Annotated in this window: 13 protein-coding genes; 3 read left to right on the top strand and 10 right to left on the bottom strand. The window is 29.5% G+C overall.

The features are described from left to right. Positions 1–26: 26 nt before the first annotated feature. The 4 genes from rnmV to Q0V24_RS03440 all read right to left on the bottom strand — a co-directional run bounded on the left by rnmV (position 27) and on the right by Q0V24_RS03440 (position 4,523). Positions 27–578, bottom strand: a complete 552-nt coding sequence (gene rnmV, locus Q0V24_RS03455; protein WP_297518729.1) for a ribonuclease M5 — start codon at positions 576–578, stop codon at positions 27–29. Positions 579–729: 151 nt separating this feature from the next. After that, a complete protein-coding gene (locus Q0V24_RS03450) occupies positions 730–1,821 on the bottom strand; it encodes a G5 and 3D domain-containing protein (RefSeq protein WP_297518728.1) in 1,092 nt (363 codons plus the stop codon). 302 nt (positions 1,822–2,123) lie between these two features. Beyond that, positions 2,124–2,900, bottom strand: coding sequence for a TatD family hydrolase (locus Q0V24_RS03445; protein WP_297518727.1), 777 nt, complete (start codon positions 2,898–2,900; stop codon positions 2,124–2,126). A gap of 105 nt (positions 2,901–3,005) precedes the next feature. Beyond that, positions 3,006–4,523, bottom strand: coding sequence for a DUF445 family protein (locus Q0V24_RS03440; RefSeq protein WP_297518726.1), 1,518 nt, complete (start codon positions 4,521–4,523; stop codon positions 3,006–3,008). 141 nt (positions 4,524–4,664) lie between these two features. Between Q0V24_RS03440 and Q0V24_RS03435 the strand changes: the two genes are divergently transcribed. Further along, on the top strand, positions 4,665–5,339 hold the full coding sequence (locus Q0V24_RS03435; RefSeq protein ID WP_297518725.1) for a Crp/Fnr family transcriptional regulator: 675 nt from the start codon (positions 4,665–4,667) through the stop codon (positions 5,337–5,339). A 625-nt stretch (positions 5,340–5,964) separates the two neighbouring features. On the opposite strand, the gene Q0V24_RS03430 is transcribed toward Q0V24_RS03435, so the two are convergent. Next, positions 5,965–6,555, bottom strand: coding sequence for a hypothetical protein (locus tag Q0V24_RS03430; protein WP_297518724.1), 591 nt, complete (start codon positions 6,553–6,555; stop codon positions 5,965–5,967). 499 nt (positions 6,556–7,054) lie between these two features. On the opposite strand from Q0V24_RS03430, the gene Q0V24_RS03425 reads away from it, so the two are divergent. Further along, entirely contained in the window at positions 7,055–8,479 is a 1,425-nt protein-coding gene (locus tag Q0V24_RS03425; protein WP_297518723.1) for an amino acid permease, read from the top strand. Between the two features lie 102 nt (positions 8,480–8,581). On the opposite strand, the gene Q0V24_RS03420 is transcribed toward Q0V24_RS03425, so the two are convergent. Further along, positions 8,582–9,172 carry a hypothetical protein gene (locus Q0V24_RS03420; protein WP_297518722.1) on the bottom strand — a complete coding sequence of 197 codons (591 nt, stop codon included), beginning with the start codon at positions 9,170–9,172 and terminating at the stop codon, positions 8,582–8,584. A gap of 807 nt (positions 9,173–9,979) precedes the next feature. On the opposite strand from Q0V24_RS03420, the gene gadC reads away from it, so the two are divergent. Beyond that, positions 9,980–11,404, top strand: a complete 1,425-nt coding sequence (gadC, locus tag Q0V24_RS03415) for a glutamate:gamma-aminobutyrate antiporter (protein WP_297518721.1) — start codon at positions 9,980–9,982, stop codon at positions 11,402–11,404. A 401-nt stretch (positions 11,405–11,805) separates the two neighbouring features. Here the strand turns inward: gadC and glsA are convergent, their stop codons facing one another. The 4 genes from glsA to Q0V24_RS03395 all read right to left on the bottom strand — a co-directional run bounded on the left by glsA (position 11,806) and on the right by Q0V24_RS03395 (position 17,257). Continuing rightward, positions 11,806–12,732, bottom strand: a complete 927-nt coding sequence (gene glsA / locus Q0V24_RS03410; protein WP_297518720.1) for a glutaminase A — start codon at positions 12,730–12,732, stop codon at positions 11,806–11,808. Between the two features lie 305 nt (positions 12,733–13,037). Continuing rightward, a complete protein-coding gene (locus Q0V24_RS03405) occupies positions 13,038–14,585 on the bottom strand; it encodes a methionine--tRNA ligase (protein ID WP_297518719.1) in 1,548 nt (515 codons plus the stop codon). Between the two features lie 82 nt (positions 14,586–14,667). Continuing rightward, a complete protein-coding gene (gene metG, locus Q0V24_RS03400; RefSeq protein WP_297518718.1) occupies positions 14,668–16,614 on the bottom strand; it encodes a methionine--tRNA ligase in 1,947 nt (648 codons plus the stop codon). 490 nt (positions 16,615–17,104) lie between these two features. Continuing rightward, positions 17,105–17,257 (bottom strand): zinc-ribbon domain-containing protein, encoded by a 153-nt coding sequence (locus Q0V24_RS03395; protein ID WP_297518717.1) that lies wholly within the window; start codon positions 17,255–17,257, stop codon positions 17,105–17,107. Between the last annotated feature and the right edge of the window lie 363 nt (positions 17,258–17,620).

Genomic DNA, 17,620 nt, shown 5'->3' with positions numbered 1-17,620 from the left:
AATCTTTTTCTCCTAAATGTGTTAATTTATTTTATTTTTTCTTCTACATTTTTCATAGCACTAACAAACTCTTCTTTTGTAACACCGTAATTATTAAGTCTACTTAAAAGTTGATTAGCATTACCATAACCAATAGAAAGTTCTTTGCCTAATAATTCTCTTCTTTCTTTAGCTCTTGAATCTACTGATAATTTAAAGAAAACTAAATCTGTAAGTTCAAACTCTTCTCTTTTTTCTTCAAGAGTTATTTTAGCTTCTTCTAAAGCTCTTATGATAACTTCTGGGCAGGCATTTTCAACACCTATATTACCATCTTTTGCTCTAGTACCATCTTCTCTAGATATATAAGCATGTTTTGCATCAGGAACTCTTTTTCTAATAATACTTCTAATCTTTTCGCCTGCAAAGTCAGGGTCAGTTAAAACAATAACGCCCTTTCTTTTTTGAGCTTCTTTAATCCTCTCTAAAACTGCTCTGTTTATTCCAAATCCACCAACAGCTATAAGTTCTGCATCAATTGCTCTTTTAACTGCTGTGATGTCATCTCTACCTTCTACTACTATAACTTCTTTAATCAAGGTTAATCTCCCTTTCTTTTGTTAGTTTTACCTAAACAATTAATAGTTCTATTTTAAATCTTATGTATAATGTATGCAAGTTTTTACCTACATTAATATATTAGATAAAAAAAGGTTGTCCTAAACTTAATTAGAACAACCTTTGAATTCTTTACCATTGACCTGGGTATGCAACTATCGTTACCTTGATATTTCTTCTTCCCCAGTTTATACACTCTTGTGATGTATTTAAAAACACATCAACTATGTTTCCTTTAATAGCACCACCTGTATCCTCAGCTATAGCATAACCATAACCTTCAATGTAAAGCTTTGAACCTAGAGGTATCACTCTTGGGTCTACAGCAACCGTACTAAGACCACCTGGATTTCTCTTTGGCTTTGTCCCAGTAGCAGTAACGCTTCCTTGGTAATATGCAGTTGATTCCATAATCATAGTTTTTCCAGAAGAAGGTGCTACTGCACTTCCACCACCACTATTACTATTTCCACTATTACTATTTCCACTATTATTATTGTTACTTGAACTTGGTCCTCTAGAAGGTGTAACTACTTTTTCCTTAGTACCTTGTTCAATAACTTTGTTCTTAGGCTCAGAAACAACCTTTTCAGATACAATTTCTTTACCAATTTGCTTACCATTTTCAAAAACTATTCTAGCTGTGATTTCTCTTTTACCAAGTTCACCTTCTTGAACAGTTTTCTTAACAGATTTATCTAAATTCTTATTGTTTTTCACCGTAACTTCAAATTCTATATCTTCGTTTTCTTTAACTAATTTCTCTTCTACTCTAATTACTTCAATCTTTTGACCCTTTACTACCTTTTCATCCATATCTGGTATAACTCTATCATCTTCATCAAGTTTTACCCCTTCTGCAATTAAAAGATCTTCTACTAAAGCTTCTGCTGTTTTAAGTGTTCTTTCTTTTCCATCAGCTAGTAGTACTACTTCTTGTGCCTTTGTAACTTTTATAACTGAACCTTTTGCTAATTTACTATTTAATGCTGGTACTACTTTATCCTTTTGATCTAGAGCTATTTCATTTTTCTCTAAAACCTCTTGTACAGTCCCCATAATTGTAGAAGTTTTGATAATTTTATCCCCAACTTTTATTTGTATTGGTTTATAAATTACACTAAAGCCTATTCCTACAATCGCTAGCCCTGATACTATTGCTATAACTTTCTTTTTTGGACTGTCAAAGAAGTGGTCTCTTAAGTGTTTTAACTTGTCCCCCATAATAGCCTCCCTTTGGCATTCTTATTTCTGAATTATATAATACTTTCCAATTTGTGTCAAATATCTTACAAAAATATTACAAAAGTAATTAAAGATTTTCAATGTAAACCTTTTATAATTTTCCAAACAATAGTTTCCTTTTCTAGCAAAAATTTTAGGAATATAAAAACTGCCCTAACTAGCTCTATTGCTAGTATAGAGCAGTCAAATATGCTAATATGCACAAACAAGTAATTCCTATATTCTATATAAGATTATATTTATTACTTATTTATTACAACTATACTTAATTTATACAAATTTTACACAATGTTAAATAATTTTTTAGTATTTTCTATAGTTTTCTCACTAACTTCCACAGAAGTTATACCTTTTATCTCAGCAATTTTTTCTATTACATACTCTACATAACTAGATTCATTTCGCTTCCCTCTCTTAGGTACTGGTGACATAAACGGCGCATCTGTTTCTACTAAAAGTCTATCCATAGGCACTACTTCGACAACATCTATAATTTTTTTAGCATTTTTAAAAGTTACAACACCAGTAATTCCGATATAATATCCTAATTTAAGACATTCTGCTGCCATCTCTGCTGAACCAGAAAAACAATGAACAACCCCAATTACATCTGGATATTCCTTCATTATTTCTAAAGTATCTTGATGAGCATCTCTATCATGAATAATAATTGGCATGTTAAGTTTTTTTGCTAGTTCTAAATGTTTTCTAAAAGTAGCTTTTTGTTCTTCTCTTGATGGATTTTCTTCCCAGTAATAATCTAGTCCAACCTCACCAATAGCTTTAATCTTTGGATGACTTGCAAGTTCTTCTATCTCGCTCATCATCTTATCATCAACATTAAATGCATCCGATGGATGTACTCCAACAGCTCCATAAAAAATATCATACTTCTCACACAAAGCTACTGTGTCCTTTGAACTTGCAACATCTGTCCCACAATTCATAACACCTATAACTCTATTTTCCTTAATTCTTTCTATAACTTCATTTCTGTCCTCATCATACTGCTCTGAATTATAGTGAGCATGTGAATCAAAAATTTTATAATCAAACATAAATTTTCCTCCTGTATCTTTTCTTAAAATTAAATTAAAAAGAGTTCAAGGTTAACATACCTTGAACTCTACTATTATTAATATATCATATTTCTAAAAATTTTATTACATATAAAGACTTGACAAAAGTGGTGATAAAATACCAAGTATTGCACCAAGAACAGCTCCAAGCCATGTAATTGCACTAAGTTCTTTACTAGCTATACCAAGAATTATCTTTTCAGCCTCATCAACCTCAAAAGCATTAATTTGTTCCTCTACAATGCTCTGAATATCAATAAGTTCAATAACACCTTGTAAATCATTCTCTATAAACTTCTCATAGTTAGTTTCAAATAATCCATCAATACCTGTAATTATTTCTTTTTTACTATTATCATCCTTATTTATTTCATATGATAAAAGTTCTGTCTTAGCAGCCTTAATAGCTACTCTAAGACCAGACTTAATATCCTCACTTTGCGCAAGTTTCTCAATTGCAGTTGCCACAAGCCCATTTATTCTAACCTCATAATCTGCATCAAACTTAACTATAAGCTCATCATATGACTTACACTCTGACACAAAACTAATAAGCTTTGCTCTTAACTTCTCTATATTATTTCCATCAGTTAAAAGTCCGCCTATCTTATCAGATAAAGATACTGCAAGGTCTACACTAATTCCTGCTGGAAGTTTTTTAATAACATCAGATATATTACTACCTGCAAGTTTATTAATATAAGAAACAATATATTTACACAACTCATCTGCATTTTCTGGTTCTTCAAGATACTCTTCTACTGAAACAACAAACTTATCATAAATTCCATCAACACTAACAAACATAGCTATCATACCACCAAGTCCACCAAGAACTTTACCTAAAATAGCCTTTTTAATCTTGTCACTAACATCTGGATTTTTTAAAGTATCACAAATTTCTTTGATAATAACTTCTTTATTATCATAAACCATCTTTTCTACAGCATCAAAAGCTCTAGTTGGAATATAATCTTTAACTGTTTTATCACTAGCCTCTAAATTATCAATAATTTTATCTATATTTTCAGCAATAAGCTCTGTTGAAGACTGCGAATCTATATTTTTTGAAATCTTATCCACAATCAATTTAAGATCTGCTTTTTCTAAACATTTTATTATCAAACTTGGCTCTTGTGCTAATTTATTTTTTATAAAATTAGTAGCAATACCAGCTAATTTATTCTGTTTTTCTTTATCTTCTATAATAGACATAGTCTTACTATAAATTTTTTCTTCTATTATTATCTCTTTTTCACTATAAGATTCCTTAAACATATCTCTAAGTCTTTCCTCAAGTGTTCCTTCTTTCTCTAAAATCTGCAACGCTTTATCATCAAGTGCTGATTTTACCTTATCCTTTACCTCTGGTTTATTAAGAGTTTTACCTATACTTTCCTGATTTATAAGATGTTCTCCTACACTCTGTGCAACACTTTTTGCAATTCTAGTCTTCTCTTTTGGAATAAGACCTGGTGTAAAAGGTACTTTCATACCTGCAATTCTTTTTTCTGTATGTGGCTTAAATAGCATTTTAATAGCTAACCAGTTTGTAAAGTATCCGATTATAGCTCCTATTAAAGCCCCCACTATATATGGCATATATTTACTACACTTCCTCTCTTTTCTTAAAGTTTATGAATATTTTAGCTTTATTTGATATTTCTATTGTATATAATTAAACAATGTATTACCATAAATAAAGGTTTATTTCATATAATTTTAAGAAAGCGGTGACTTAACATGATGACTTATTTTGAAAATTTAAAAGAGTCAAAACTTTTTGCTAGTTTTTCAGATGAAGAATTACAAAAACTAAAAAGCTCAAATGAGTATTTTATAAAATCATATAAAGCAGAAGATGTTCTATTTATAGAAGAAGAAGATTGTGAACACCTAAGCATAATATTAGAAGGAAAAGTTGAACTACAAAAACTTGACTCACATGGTAACATCCTTATAGTTTCATCATTTGAAACAGGCAATAGCTTTGGTGAAGCTTTACTTTTTGGCGATAGACATCTATACCCTATGTCAATAGTAGCAAAAGAGAAGTGTACTGTAATACATATAAAAAAAGATTGCATATTTAAACTTTGTACAAGCAATGAAACTTTCCTTAAAGAACTTTTAAGATTATTCTCAAATAAAGCATTAATACTTAACTCAAAATTAAAACAAGTTAGTATGAAATCTTTAAGAGAAATGATAGCTCATTTCCTTGTTACAAAATATAATCAAACTCAAGATACAACAATCACTACACACATGACTAAAAAAGAATGGTCCGAAAAACTTGGTGTTAGAAGACCTTCATTATCAAGAGAACTTATAAAAATGAAATTAGAGGGTCTTATAGAATATAATAGAAAAGAAATTTTCATAAAAGATATAGAAAGACTAGAAGAATTTATTTGATAATTAAAAATCATTCTGTTCATTATTTATTCAAATATGTCATATTATTGACATATTGTTACTGTATATTTATATAAGTAACGTAGCTAAAACACTAATTTAATTTTACCCCTTAAATTGAACAAACATTGGGATTCGTCCCCCTTACACAAATCCCAATGTTTGTTTCTTTTCACCAAGTAGACCTAGGTAACGGAAACCTAGGTCTTTTTTTTATACACTCATTCCCACTAATATTGTCTTTATTTTATTCATATTTATTTTTTGACTTAAATTCTTTCAAGCTATAGCTTTCTAATACTCTCTCCTTATCCTTGCTTTTATCATAATCTATCTAACTATTCATTTTTTACAAATAGGTTACTTTATAATTACTTTATAATTACTTTAGCCTTCTGTCACAAACCTGACATACAAGTGGTTTATATTAGTAAATGTAACGTAGCTAAAACACTAATTTAATTTTACCCCTTAAATTGAACATACAAGGGATTTGTCCCCCTTAAACAGAACCTTGTATGTTTCTTTTCACCAAGAGACCTAGGTAACGGAAGCCTAGGTCTTTTTTTGCGTCCAAATTTAATTTTGATGCAAAAAAAGCTTGGATTTTCATCCAAGCTTTAAATTATCTTTTTGCTCTTTTTCCAAGGTAATGCGCAAATCTAACTCTTGATTTATTCCAATCAACTAAGCCAAAGAATAATCCTGCCATTATCCATGATAAGAATTGTGCAAGTCCATATAAGAAATCAGTATTTTGAATATATGAAACTGCTACACCAATCATAATTCCCCAAGCAATAACACCATTAACTATTATGTAAATATACATAAATGAAAACTTCTTAAATGCTTCCATATTTCTTGCAACTAAGTTATTGTAAAATTTCCATTGGAATGCTGCATATATAAGTCCAGCTCCTATTCCAATCGCAAGTTTCACAATTTGTACTGTTATTGTTGTTTTATCTAATCCATAAAAATAACTAAATATAACTTCTGCAAATATCATCAATGGAATAAACTTAAAAAACAATACCTGCTTCACAAAATTTCCATAACCAAGATTTATTATTTCTTCAAACTCATCTGCATTACGTTTCTTTGCTAGTATATCTCTAAATTTATTTCTATCTCTGTATCCAATTACAAATACTATAATACCGATTACCATTAAAATCATGTTTGTGATTATAATAGTTTTTATATTGCTCATAAATATCAACTCTCTTCTTTTATTTAATTATAAAATTAAGCTTTTTGTTTAAGCTCTTATTTTTCTGATTATATTATCAAATTTTTAAAATTACAAATTAGCTTTAATAAAAAATTTACTAGATTCGCAACTTTTTTATTTATTTTCACATTTTAAAATTAATATTAATTGTATTTTCCATTAAATATTACAAAAACTATAATAATTGTAATCAAATCCAATAATTTCTATTTTACATATTATGAAAACCTAAGAATTCAGGAGTTATTCTCCTCTAAGTTGTATTTTTGTCCTTTTTTTGTTGTATTTTAACCTTTTTTGTCATTTTATAGAATATTTCCTTCAATATATACTTAGATAGTTCTTGGAATTATAAATTTATTTTCAATATTGACTAAACAAATTTAATTAATAAGGTAAATTTTTCGGTTAAATTTTTCATATTAATTAAATTGAATAAAAACATCCAAGTACAAACGAATTGAAAGGAGTTTTTATTATGCCTGATAAAAGTAATCAAAAATCATTAACACTATTAGGATTCTTTGCGATAACAGCAACTATGGTTATGACCGTTTATGGTTATCCTACATTTGCAACATCTGGTTTCCATTTAGCATTCTTCTTAATCTTCGGTGGATTTTTATGGTTCATACCGGTAGCTCTATGTGCAGCTGAAATGGCTACAACAGAAGGCTGGGAAGAAGGTGGAATTTTCACTTGGACAGCTAGTTCACTTGGTAATATGTGGGGGTTTGCTCATATATTCTTCCAATGGTTTGAAATCACAGTCGGATTTACACCTATGCTTTATTTCATTGTAGGAGCTTTATCATATGTATTTAATTGGCCAGCAATGAATACTGACCCAACAATTAAATTTGCTACAATGATAATAATATTCTGGGCACTTACATTCTCACAATTTGGTGGAACTAAGTACACAGCACTTATTTCTAAAATAGGATTCTTTGTAGGTATATTAATACCAGCTATAATCTTATTATTACTTGGTCTTTATTATGTAATGAGTGGAAATCCTGTTCATGTTACAGTTAATGCTGCATCATTTGTACCTGATTTCGCTAATGCTAATACCTTAGTCGTCTTTGTATCCTTCATTTTAGGATTTATGGGAGTTGAATCATCAGCTGTACACGTTCATGAAATGAAAAATCCAAATAGAGATTATCCATTAGCAATGTTAATTTTAGTTGTTCTTGCTATTGTACTTAATACTCTTGGTGGACTTACAATCGCTGCTGCTGTTCCAGTAGATCAACTTAATCTAAGTTCTGGTGTAGTACAAACTTACTCAGTAATATTTGCACTCTTCACAACTGCCACATGGCCAGTAAGAGTACTTGGATTTATGATCGCAGTTGGAGTTATCGCAGAAGTTAGTGCTTGGGTAGTTGGTCCATCTCATGGAGTTCATATTGCTGCAAAGCAAGGCTTACTTCCAAAAGCATTTTCTAAAGTAAATAAGAATGGTATTCCTGTTAACTTAGTATTAGTACAAGCTCTTGTTGTTAGTTTCTGGTTTGCAGTACTAACATTTGGTAGTGGTGGAAGTGGTAATATGTCATTCTTAACATCAATGTCATTAACTGTAGTTATTTATCTTGTTGGATATTTATTATTCTTCATAGCTTACTTAAATAAAATTTATCATCATGCAGAGCTTAAAAGTTCTTACAACATCCCAGGTGGAAAAGTTTGTAAAACAATAGTAGCAGTTGTAGGTTTTATAGTTTCAATTGGAGCTTTAATAATATCATTTGTACCACCTGCTTCATTAACAGGTTCACAACCTCAAGAATATGTAACAATATTACTAGTAGCTTGGGTTGTTGTAATATCTATACCTTTCATAATCTACGGAGTTTATGGAAGACATCACATAAAAATAAATAATAAATAATCAAAAAAATAAACATCATACTTTTTAGTATGCTGTTTATTTTTTTGATTTCAAATCATATATTAAAAGAAAAAAAGCTTAGATTTTCATCCAAGCTCTAAATTATCTTTTTACTCTTTTTCCAAGATAATGTGCAAATCTAACTCTTGATTTATTCCAATCAACTAAGCCAAAGAATAATCCTGCTATTATCCATGATAAGAATTGTGCAAGTCCATATAAGAACTCAGTATTTTGAATATATGAAACTGCTACACCAATCATAATTCCCCAAGCAATAACACCATTAACTATTATGTAAATATACATAAATGAAAACTTCTTAAATGCTTCCATATTTCTTGCAACTAAGTTATTGTAAAATTTCCATTGGAATGCTGCATATATAAGTCCAGCTCCTATTCCAATCGCAAGTTTCACAATTTGTACTGTTATTGTTGTTTTATCTAATCCATAAAAATAACTAAATATAACTTCTGCAAATATCATCAATGGAATAAACTTAAAAAACAATACCTGCTTCACAAAATTTCCATAACCAAGATTTATTATTTCTTCAAACTCATCTGCATTACGTTTCTTTGCTAGTATATCTCTAAATTTATTTCTATCTCTGTATCCAATTACGAATACTATAATACCGATTACCATTAAAATCATATTTGTGATTACAATAGTTTTTACATTGCTCATAAATATCACTCTTTTCTTTTATTTAATTGAAGATAAGAATTTTCTTCAAAATCCCTTTCTTTTGTTTCTGATTATATTCCTAAAAAATAGAAAGTACAACTCACTTAAACTGTAAAAATAGATAAAAAGATATTCTATTCATTAATAAATTTAATTATAAAACTAATTATTTATAACTAAATTTATTAATCATAATAAAAAATACATAGTTTTTCCATAATTTTATGTAACATCCAATAGTAATTTATTCATTTTTAAGTCTTTAAATTGAGATAAGCTAAATATAAAAAAGTAAAATTTGCTAAATTCGTAATATTCCTTTTTTTTTTCACTTTTAAAAGTACTATCAACTGTATTTCTTTACAAAAAATTATATCAACTATAAGAATAACCATAAAATTCAATAAATGTAATTATCGATATTATGTAAAACTTAGAATATGCGAGTTATCATGCAGTATTCCTTATTTTTTGAATTTTTTTGGTCTATTTTGGTCATTTTTGCAAATTTATAGAATAATTCAGTAGGTCTATAATCACAATTGTGCTTGGGAAACGAAATTTATTTAAAAGCAAAACCTTGAGCATTAGGAATTTAAGTTTTAAAAAAAATTAGAATAGAAATTATTTATTGATTATTGAAAACTAAATAACTATTGACTTAAGATTGCAAGAATATATCAAATTTTAATTTGATATTAAGTAATTTAATTAATAAGGCAAATTGTATGATTAAATTTTTCGTATTAATTAAATCATCTAAATAAAAACATCCAAGTACAAACAATTTCGAAAGGAGTTTTTATTATGGCTGATAAAAGCAATGAAAAATCACTATCACTATTAGGATTCTTTGCCATAACTGCAACAATGGTTATGACAGTTTATGAGTATCCTACATTCGCTACATCAGGATTCCACTTAGCATTCTTCTTAATATTTGGTGGATTCTTATGGTTCATACCAGTTGCGCTTTGTGCTGCTGAGATGGCTACTACAGAAGGCTGGGAAGAGGGTGGAATATTCACTTGGACTGCTAACTCTCTTGGTAAAATGTGGGGTTTCGCTCACATATTCTTCCAATGGTTCCAAATAACTGTTGGATTTACACCAATGCTATACTTTATCGTTGGAGCATTATCATATGTATTTAACTGGCCAGCAATGAATACTGACCCTACAATTAAATTCACAACAATGATAATCATATTCTGGGCACTTACATTCTCACAATTTGGTGGAACTAAGTACACAGCTCTTATATCTAAAATAGGATTCTTCGTAGGTATATTAATACCAGCTATAATCTTATTAATACTTGGTCTTTACTATGTAACAAGCGGAAATCCAATACATGTTGTAGTTAGTGCTGCCACATTCGTACCAGATTTCAGTAAAGCTAGTACATTAGTTGTATTTGTATCATTTATATTAGGATATATGGGAGTTGAATCTTCAGCTGTTCACGTATACGAAATGAAAAATCCAAATAGAGACTACCCATTAGCAATGTTAATATTAGTTATCATGGCTATCGTATTAAACACACTTGGTGGACTTACAATTGCTGCTGCTATTCCTGCAGACAAGCTTAACTTAAGTGCCGGTGTTGTTCAAACTTACTCAGTAATATTTGCATTATTCACTGCAGCTACATGGCCAGTAAGAATACTTGGTTTCATGATTGCTATTGGTGTTATTGCTGAAGTTAGTGCTTGGGTTGTTGGACCATCTCATGGTATGCACGTTGCTGCAAAACATGGATTACTTCCAAAAGCTCTTGCAAAAGTAAATAAAAATGACGTTCCAGTTAACCTTGTATTATTACAAGCTGTTATCGTTAGTTTCTGGTTTGCAGTACTAACATTTGGTAGTGGTGGAAGTGGTAATATGTCATTCTTAACATCAATGTCATTAACAGTTGTTATCTACCTTGTTGGATATTTATTATTCTTCATTGCTTACTTAAACAAAGTATATCATCACTCAGATTTAAAAAGTTCTTACAACGTTCCAGGTGGAAAAGTTGGAAAAACAATTATCGCTGTTGTTGGTTTCATTGTTTCAATAGGAGCATTAATAATATCATTCGTACCACCTTCATCATTGACAGGTTCTCAACCAAAAGAGTACGAAACAATATTAATAGTTGCTTGGGTAATAGTAATTGCTATACCTTTCATAATCTACGGAGCTTATGGAAAAAAACACATGAAATTAGATACAAAATAATAAACTAAAAAGACCCCATAGATTACCTTGTAAATCCAAGTAATCTATGAGGTCTTTTTTTGTGCATTTCTTATTTTAAAATCATAAAAACTATAACTTAAGTAACAATTATCATCCTTTCATTTTTCAAATAAATTTTTTTTATTCCTTAATAGGAATTCCCAAAGCACCACAGTTTAATTTAAAGCATTTTTATTAATTTTCAGTCTTATACTATCAATTGAATAAATTCTTCTTAAATCAACTTAAATCCACTTTGTACAATGTTTTTCACATTAAAGATTGATTCCCTTATAATTCACTACCGATATATTATTTACATTTTAGAAAAAATAAAAAAGGTATCTATATGACTGAATTTATTATCAGTCATATAGATACCTTTCTATAAAAATTATACTTTATTCAAATATATCTAATTTTAATTCTCTTGAAATATCCTTAAGAATTCCCATACCAGCCACGCTATTTCCTGCTACTGATAATGCTGGTCCAAATATACCTATTCCCATTTTATTTGGAACGATGGCCATTATTCCTCCGCCGACTCCACTTTTTGATGGAATTCCGATATTTACAGCAAAACTTCCTGACTCATCATAAAGTCCACATGTTGTCATAAGTCCTTTAATCATCGCTGCTACTTCTGGCTCTAATATTTTTTCTCCTGACCATGGAAGTGTACCTTTATTAGCAAGTACTGATCCCATTCTTGCAAGGTCCATAGCTGTAATTTCTATTGAACACTGCTGGAAATAAACATCTAAGATATCATCAACACTTCCTTGCATCATATCATGACCTTCCATGTAATAAGCAAGTGATCTATTTATATTTCCTGTTTCTTTTTCTGATAAAAATAATTCATCATTTACATATATATCATCATTGTTAGCAAGTTTTCTCATAAATTTAAGAATTCTATCAACTCTTTCCTCTACACTACTTCCTTTAATCATTGATGTTACAGCAATTGCTCCAGCATTTATAAATGGATTAGTTGGTTTTGCACTTTCTCTAATTTCCATATTTAATATTGAGTTAAATGCAAAGTGTGTTGGTTCTGTTCCAATTTTATCAAATACTGCTTCAAGCCCATTATCTAATATAGCTAATACTAATGTTAATACTTTTGATGTACTTTCAATTGCAAATTTATGATTAAAATCTCCAAATCCGTATTCTTTTTCTCCATCTCTAGTATCAATAATTGCTACACCTAAAAGATTTTTATCTACTTCAGCAAGCTTAGGTATGTAAGTTGCAACAGCACCGTCTTCTATATGTTTTCTATTTTGTTCTACAATTCTCTCTAATATTTTTTCCATTTGAATCACATCCTTAGTTAATTATACGTTCTATCTTACATGAAGATATGCTTAGTATATGCCTATTAATTTCTTTATTCAAACGAGATTAAATATTTAAATTTACATAAAAAGCAAAATTTATTAAAAGTTTATTAACTAAAATTAGTTTTAAACTCTAATAAATACCATATTTTCATTAAATTAAGTAAAAAAACTAATTTAACTAGACAATTTTTTATTTTTGACAAAAAACGAGTAAATTCAAATTTTTCTACACTTATTTATAAAAAATGACTAGTTTTTCTTCTAGTCATTTTATATTTCTATTTGTTTCTATTCATTTTTAACCTAGCAATCTCTTCACTTACTTTTCTTTTTTCTATTCTTGTAAATAAGAACTTAACTTTGCTTATGTTAAAATCCTGTACATACTCAAATTCATAAGATATTTCATCCATATTAAGCATTTTTCTAATTTCAGATGCTGTTTTAGGGATTATTGGATTCAATAAATTAGATAAATTCAAAACTATCAATGCACAATTATATATAACTTCTTTGCATCTACTCGGGTCATTTCTAAATGCAATCCAAGGTTTTTCATTATCAAAATACTCATTTCCTTTAATCGAAAGGTTTAAAATATCTCTTGATGCCTTTACTAAATCACCTTTTTCTATATCTTTTGATGTTGATTCATAAACTTCTTTTATTAAAACTTCTATGCTTTTATTTAACCTTTGCTTTGGAAGTTTTCCATTATAGTATTTATCAATAAAACTTAGAGTCCTATTTATAAAATTACCATGAATACCTAAAAGCTCAATATTATGAGTATTTATAAAATCTCTCCAAGTAAAATTAGAATTTCTTTTTTCTGCACCATGAGTTAAAAGATAATATCTTATAGTATCTGTTTCATAGTTTTTAAGTAAATGATCAAGCCAAACAACCCAGTTTCTATTACTAGAAAACTTTTTTCCTTCTAAATCCATATGCTCTGATGATAAAATTCTAAGATTACAATTCAGATACCCAAGACCTGCTATTATAGATGGCATTACTACTGTATGAAATGGTATATTTTCTTTTCCATGAAATAAATAAACCCTTGAATTCTCATTATTCCAGTACTCTTCAAAATCTTCTTTTCTTTCCTCTATTATCTCTTTTGAAGCTGTCATATATCCCATTACAGCTTCAATCCAAACAAATACTTTTTTATCTTCAAAATCTTTTATAGGAATTTCAATTCCCCATTCAATCTCTCTACTAAGAACTCTATCTCTTAGCCCTTCATCGAGATATCTTTGTGTAAGTTTAATTGCATTCTCTCTCCACTCAAGATTTTTACTAATAATTTCATTAAGATAATTTTCAAATGTGGATAACTTAAAGAACAATTTATCCACAGTTCTTTTAGAAACCTTTTTACCACAAACAATATGGAGATTGTTTACTATAAATCTATCTCCAATTTCTTCATTACAATTATCACAAAAATCAATTTCTACATTTTTAGAATATATAAGCCCCTTCATATATAACTGCTCTATAAAAATTTTCACCTGTTTTTTATGATACTCTCCACTTGTTTTTGCAAAATTATCAAAAGAAAAATCTAAATCTATAAAGTTTTCCTTAAATTTTTCATGATAATAATCACTAACAAATTTCGGTGATTTTTTTATTGAATTTGCCTTTTTCAGCACAAGTTCACCATGACAATCCGAACCTGATACAAATACAACCTCATCCCCTTTAGCCCTATGATACCTAGCTACAACATCACCTGGTAACCATGAAGAAATTCTTCCTATATGCAACGGTCCATTTGCATATGGCCATGCATTTCCTATTACAACTTTCATACTTTTTACCCCCAAATTTCAAAAAAGAGCTCACCAAAGAAAATAGCTTTGGAAAGCTCTAATGTATATTTAAAAAAGTCAATTATCTTACTTGGCTTCCTGTTTTTAATTCACCTGGATTAACAAGTAGTAACTCTGAATCATCAGATGGAGCTGCTGCAAGGATCATCCCTTGAGATAACTCACCTCTAAGTGTTACAGGTTTTAAGTTAGCAACTAAAACAACATACTTACCAATTAAATCTTCTGGCTTGTAGTGCATAGCTATACCTGAAATTACTTGTCTTTCTTCGCCTGCTATATCAACTTTAAGTTTAAGAAGTTTTTTAGCCTTTTTAACTGGCTCACATTCAAGAACTTTAACAACTCTTAAATCAATCTTCTCAAAATCATCTATTGTGATTTCTTCTTTGATTGGATTTTTTATAACTTCCTCATTTACAGCTGCTTTCGCCTCTGCAAGAGTTTTTAATCTTAACTCTTCAAGTTCTGCAAGTTTAGCTTCAACATCTATTCTTGGGAAGATAACTTCACCTTTTTCTACAATTGTTCCAGCTTTTGTTCCATCAAATGATGAAAGACTTTCCCATGTAGTAACATCTGTTTTTAGCTGTTCATTTATTTTTTTACTTGTTGAAGGTAAGAATGATGATACTAAAACTGATGTAAATCTTAATGATTCCATTAAGTTATACATAACAGTTCCAAGTCTTTCTTTCTTTTCTTCATCTTTAGCAAGAACCCAAGGCATTGTTTCATCAATGTACTTGTTTGATCTACTTACAAGTTCCCATATTGATGCAAGTGCTTCTGGTATTTTATAAGTTTCCATACAAGTTTCAACTTTTTTAGCTGTAGCAAGTGCAAGATTTGATAATTCATCATCTATTGCTTCTTTAGCTGTTGGCGCAGGAATAACTCCATCAAAATACTTGCATACCATTGCTATTGTTCTTGATAATAAGTTTCCAAGATCATTTGCAAGGTCTGAATTTGTTTTCTTGATAAATGTTTCATTATTAAATAAACCATCTGAACCAAATGGAATTTCTCTTAATAAGTAATATCTAACTGGGTCTACTCCAAATTCATTAATTAAAACTACTGGGTCTACAACATTCCCTTTAGATTTAGACATTTTCCCACCATCAACTAGTAACCAACCATGTCCAAATACTTGCTCTGGTAATTCTTCACCAAGAGCCATTAACATTATTGGCCAATATATTGTGTGGAATCTTAAAATATCTTTTCCTATTAAGTGAACATCTGCAGGCCAGAATTTCTTAAATAATGAATCATCTTCTTGACCATATCCAAGTGCAGTTATATAGTTTGATAAAGCATCAATCCATACATATGTTACATGACCTGGATCAAATTCTACTGGAATTCCCCAGTTAAAACTTGTTCTAGAAACACATAAGTCTTGAAGACCTGGTCTTAAGAAGTTATTAAGCATCTCATTTTTTCTTGATTCTGGTTGTATGAAGTGTGGATTATCTTCTATGTGTTTGATTAATCTATCCGCATACTTGCTCATTTTAAAGAAGTAAGCTTCTTCTTTAGCTGTTTCAACTGGTCTGCCACAGTCTGGGCAATTTCCATTAACAAGTTGACCTTCTGTCCAGAATGATTCACATGGAGTACAGTAAAGTCCCTCATATGATGATTTATAAATATCTCCTTGCTCAAAAAGCTTAGTAAATATTTTTTGAACAGTTTTCATGTGATAATCATCAGTAGTTCTTATAAACTTATCATAATCAATATCCATCATTGTCCATAAATCTTTAATTCCAGCAACCATTTCATTAACATACTCTATTGGAGCTATGCCTTTTTCTTCTGCTTTTCTTTGAATTTTTTGTCCATGTTCATCTGAACCTGTTAGGAACATAACATCATGCCCTGTTAATCTTTTAAATCTTGCTAGTGCATCAGCTGCTACTGTTGTATAGGTATTTCCTATATGTAGTTTTGCTGATGGATAATAGATAGGTGTTGTGATATAAAATTTCTTACTCATCTTTAAATCCTCCTAATAAATTATATAAAAAAACCCCTACAGGAATATCCCATAGAGGCGTTAGCTACGCGTTACCACTCTAAACATATAATCTTATCACTAAGACTATCTCTGCAAGTAAATCTTTCTTTGCATATCTAAAATACAAATTAATTACGCAATAAACAATATGATTTTTTGTTGTTATGCAAAAAAATCATTACTCAGCAATATAACGGTTGCTCCCGTACTCTCTTTAGAGGTTTTCCTCAGAGAATATGCTCCAAGACCATCTTCATATAGTTTCCTGTGTCTGGTTTTCAGCACCCCAGCTCTCTCTTGCACATTTAACTTAATTACTCTTCTCTTCTTAGCATATATCTTATATCTGATTATATTATTTTTTTACTTGAACTGTCAATGATTTTAAAACATAAAAATATTTTTATTATAATTTATGCTTAAATAAAAAAAAGATTGCAACCTAAGTTACAACCTTATAATATCAGAATTATCTTCTGTTTTGCTCTTTTCTAGCTCTTCTACATGAAGCACATCTTGTAGGCTCGTTATCGAATCCTTTTTCTTTGTAGAACTCTTGCTCACCTGTTGTGAATACGAAATCTTCGTTGCAATCTCTGCATACTATTGTTTTATCTGACATAATTTATTCCTCCTAAAATTAAAAGATTCTACCTTGATAATTAATCTCTAATTTCTTGAGAAACTAGTTATCCAAATGAAACTTTTTGCTAGCACTTTTGGCTGCCTGATAAGTGTAACATACTTAATTCTATATAACAAATTTATTTTTCAAACAACTTTTTCTATTAATGTATATTTCCTTATACTCTAAGTAACTAATCCCATATAAGCCTAAAATAAACATTCTTTTTTCATTCTTTTTCCGATGGAAAATTCTTATCTAAATCACTTACAATCCCTATTTCATCTTCAATTTCTGAAATAATACTAGTGAAATACCCACCACTTAGCCTAAAGACTTGAAGTCGGGGCTTCGTATAAT

The organism is uncultured Clostridium sp. (assembly GCF_947039605.1).
In the GTDB taxonomy this organism is placed as follows: Bacteria; Bacillota; Clostridia; order Clostridiales; family Clostridiaceae; genus Sarcina.
Note: the sequence above shows the minus strand (reverse complement) of the source record. Positions and strands in the feature narration are given on the sequence as shown.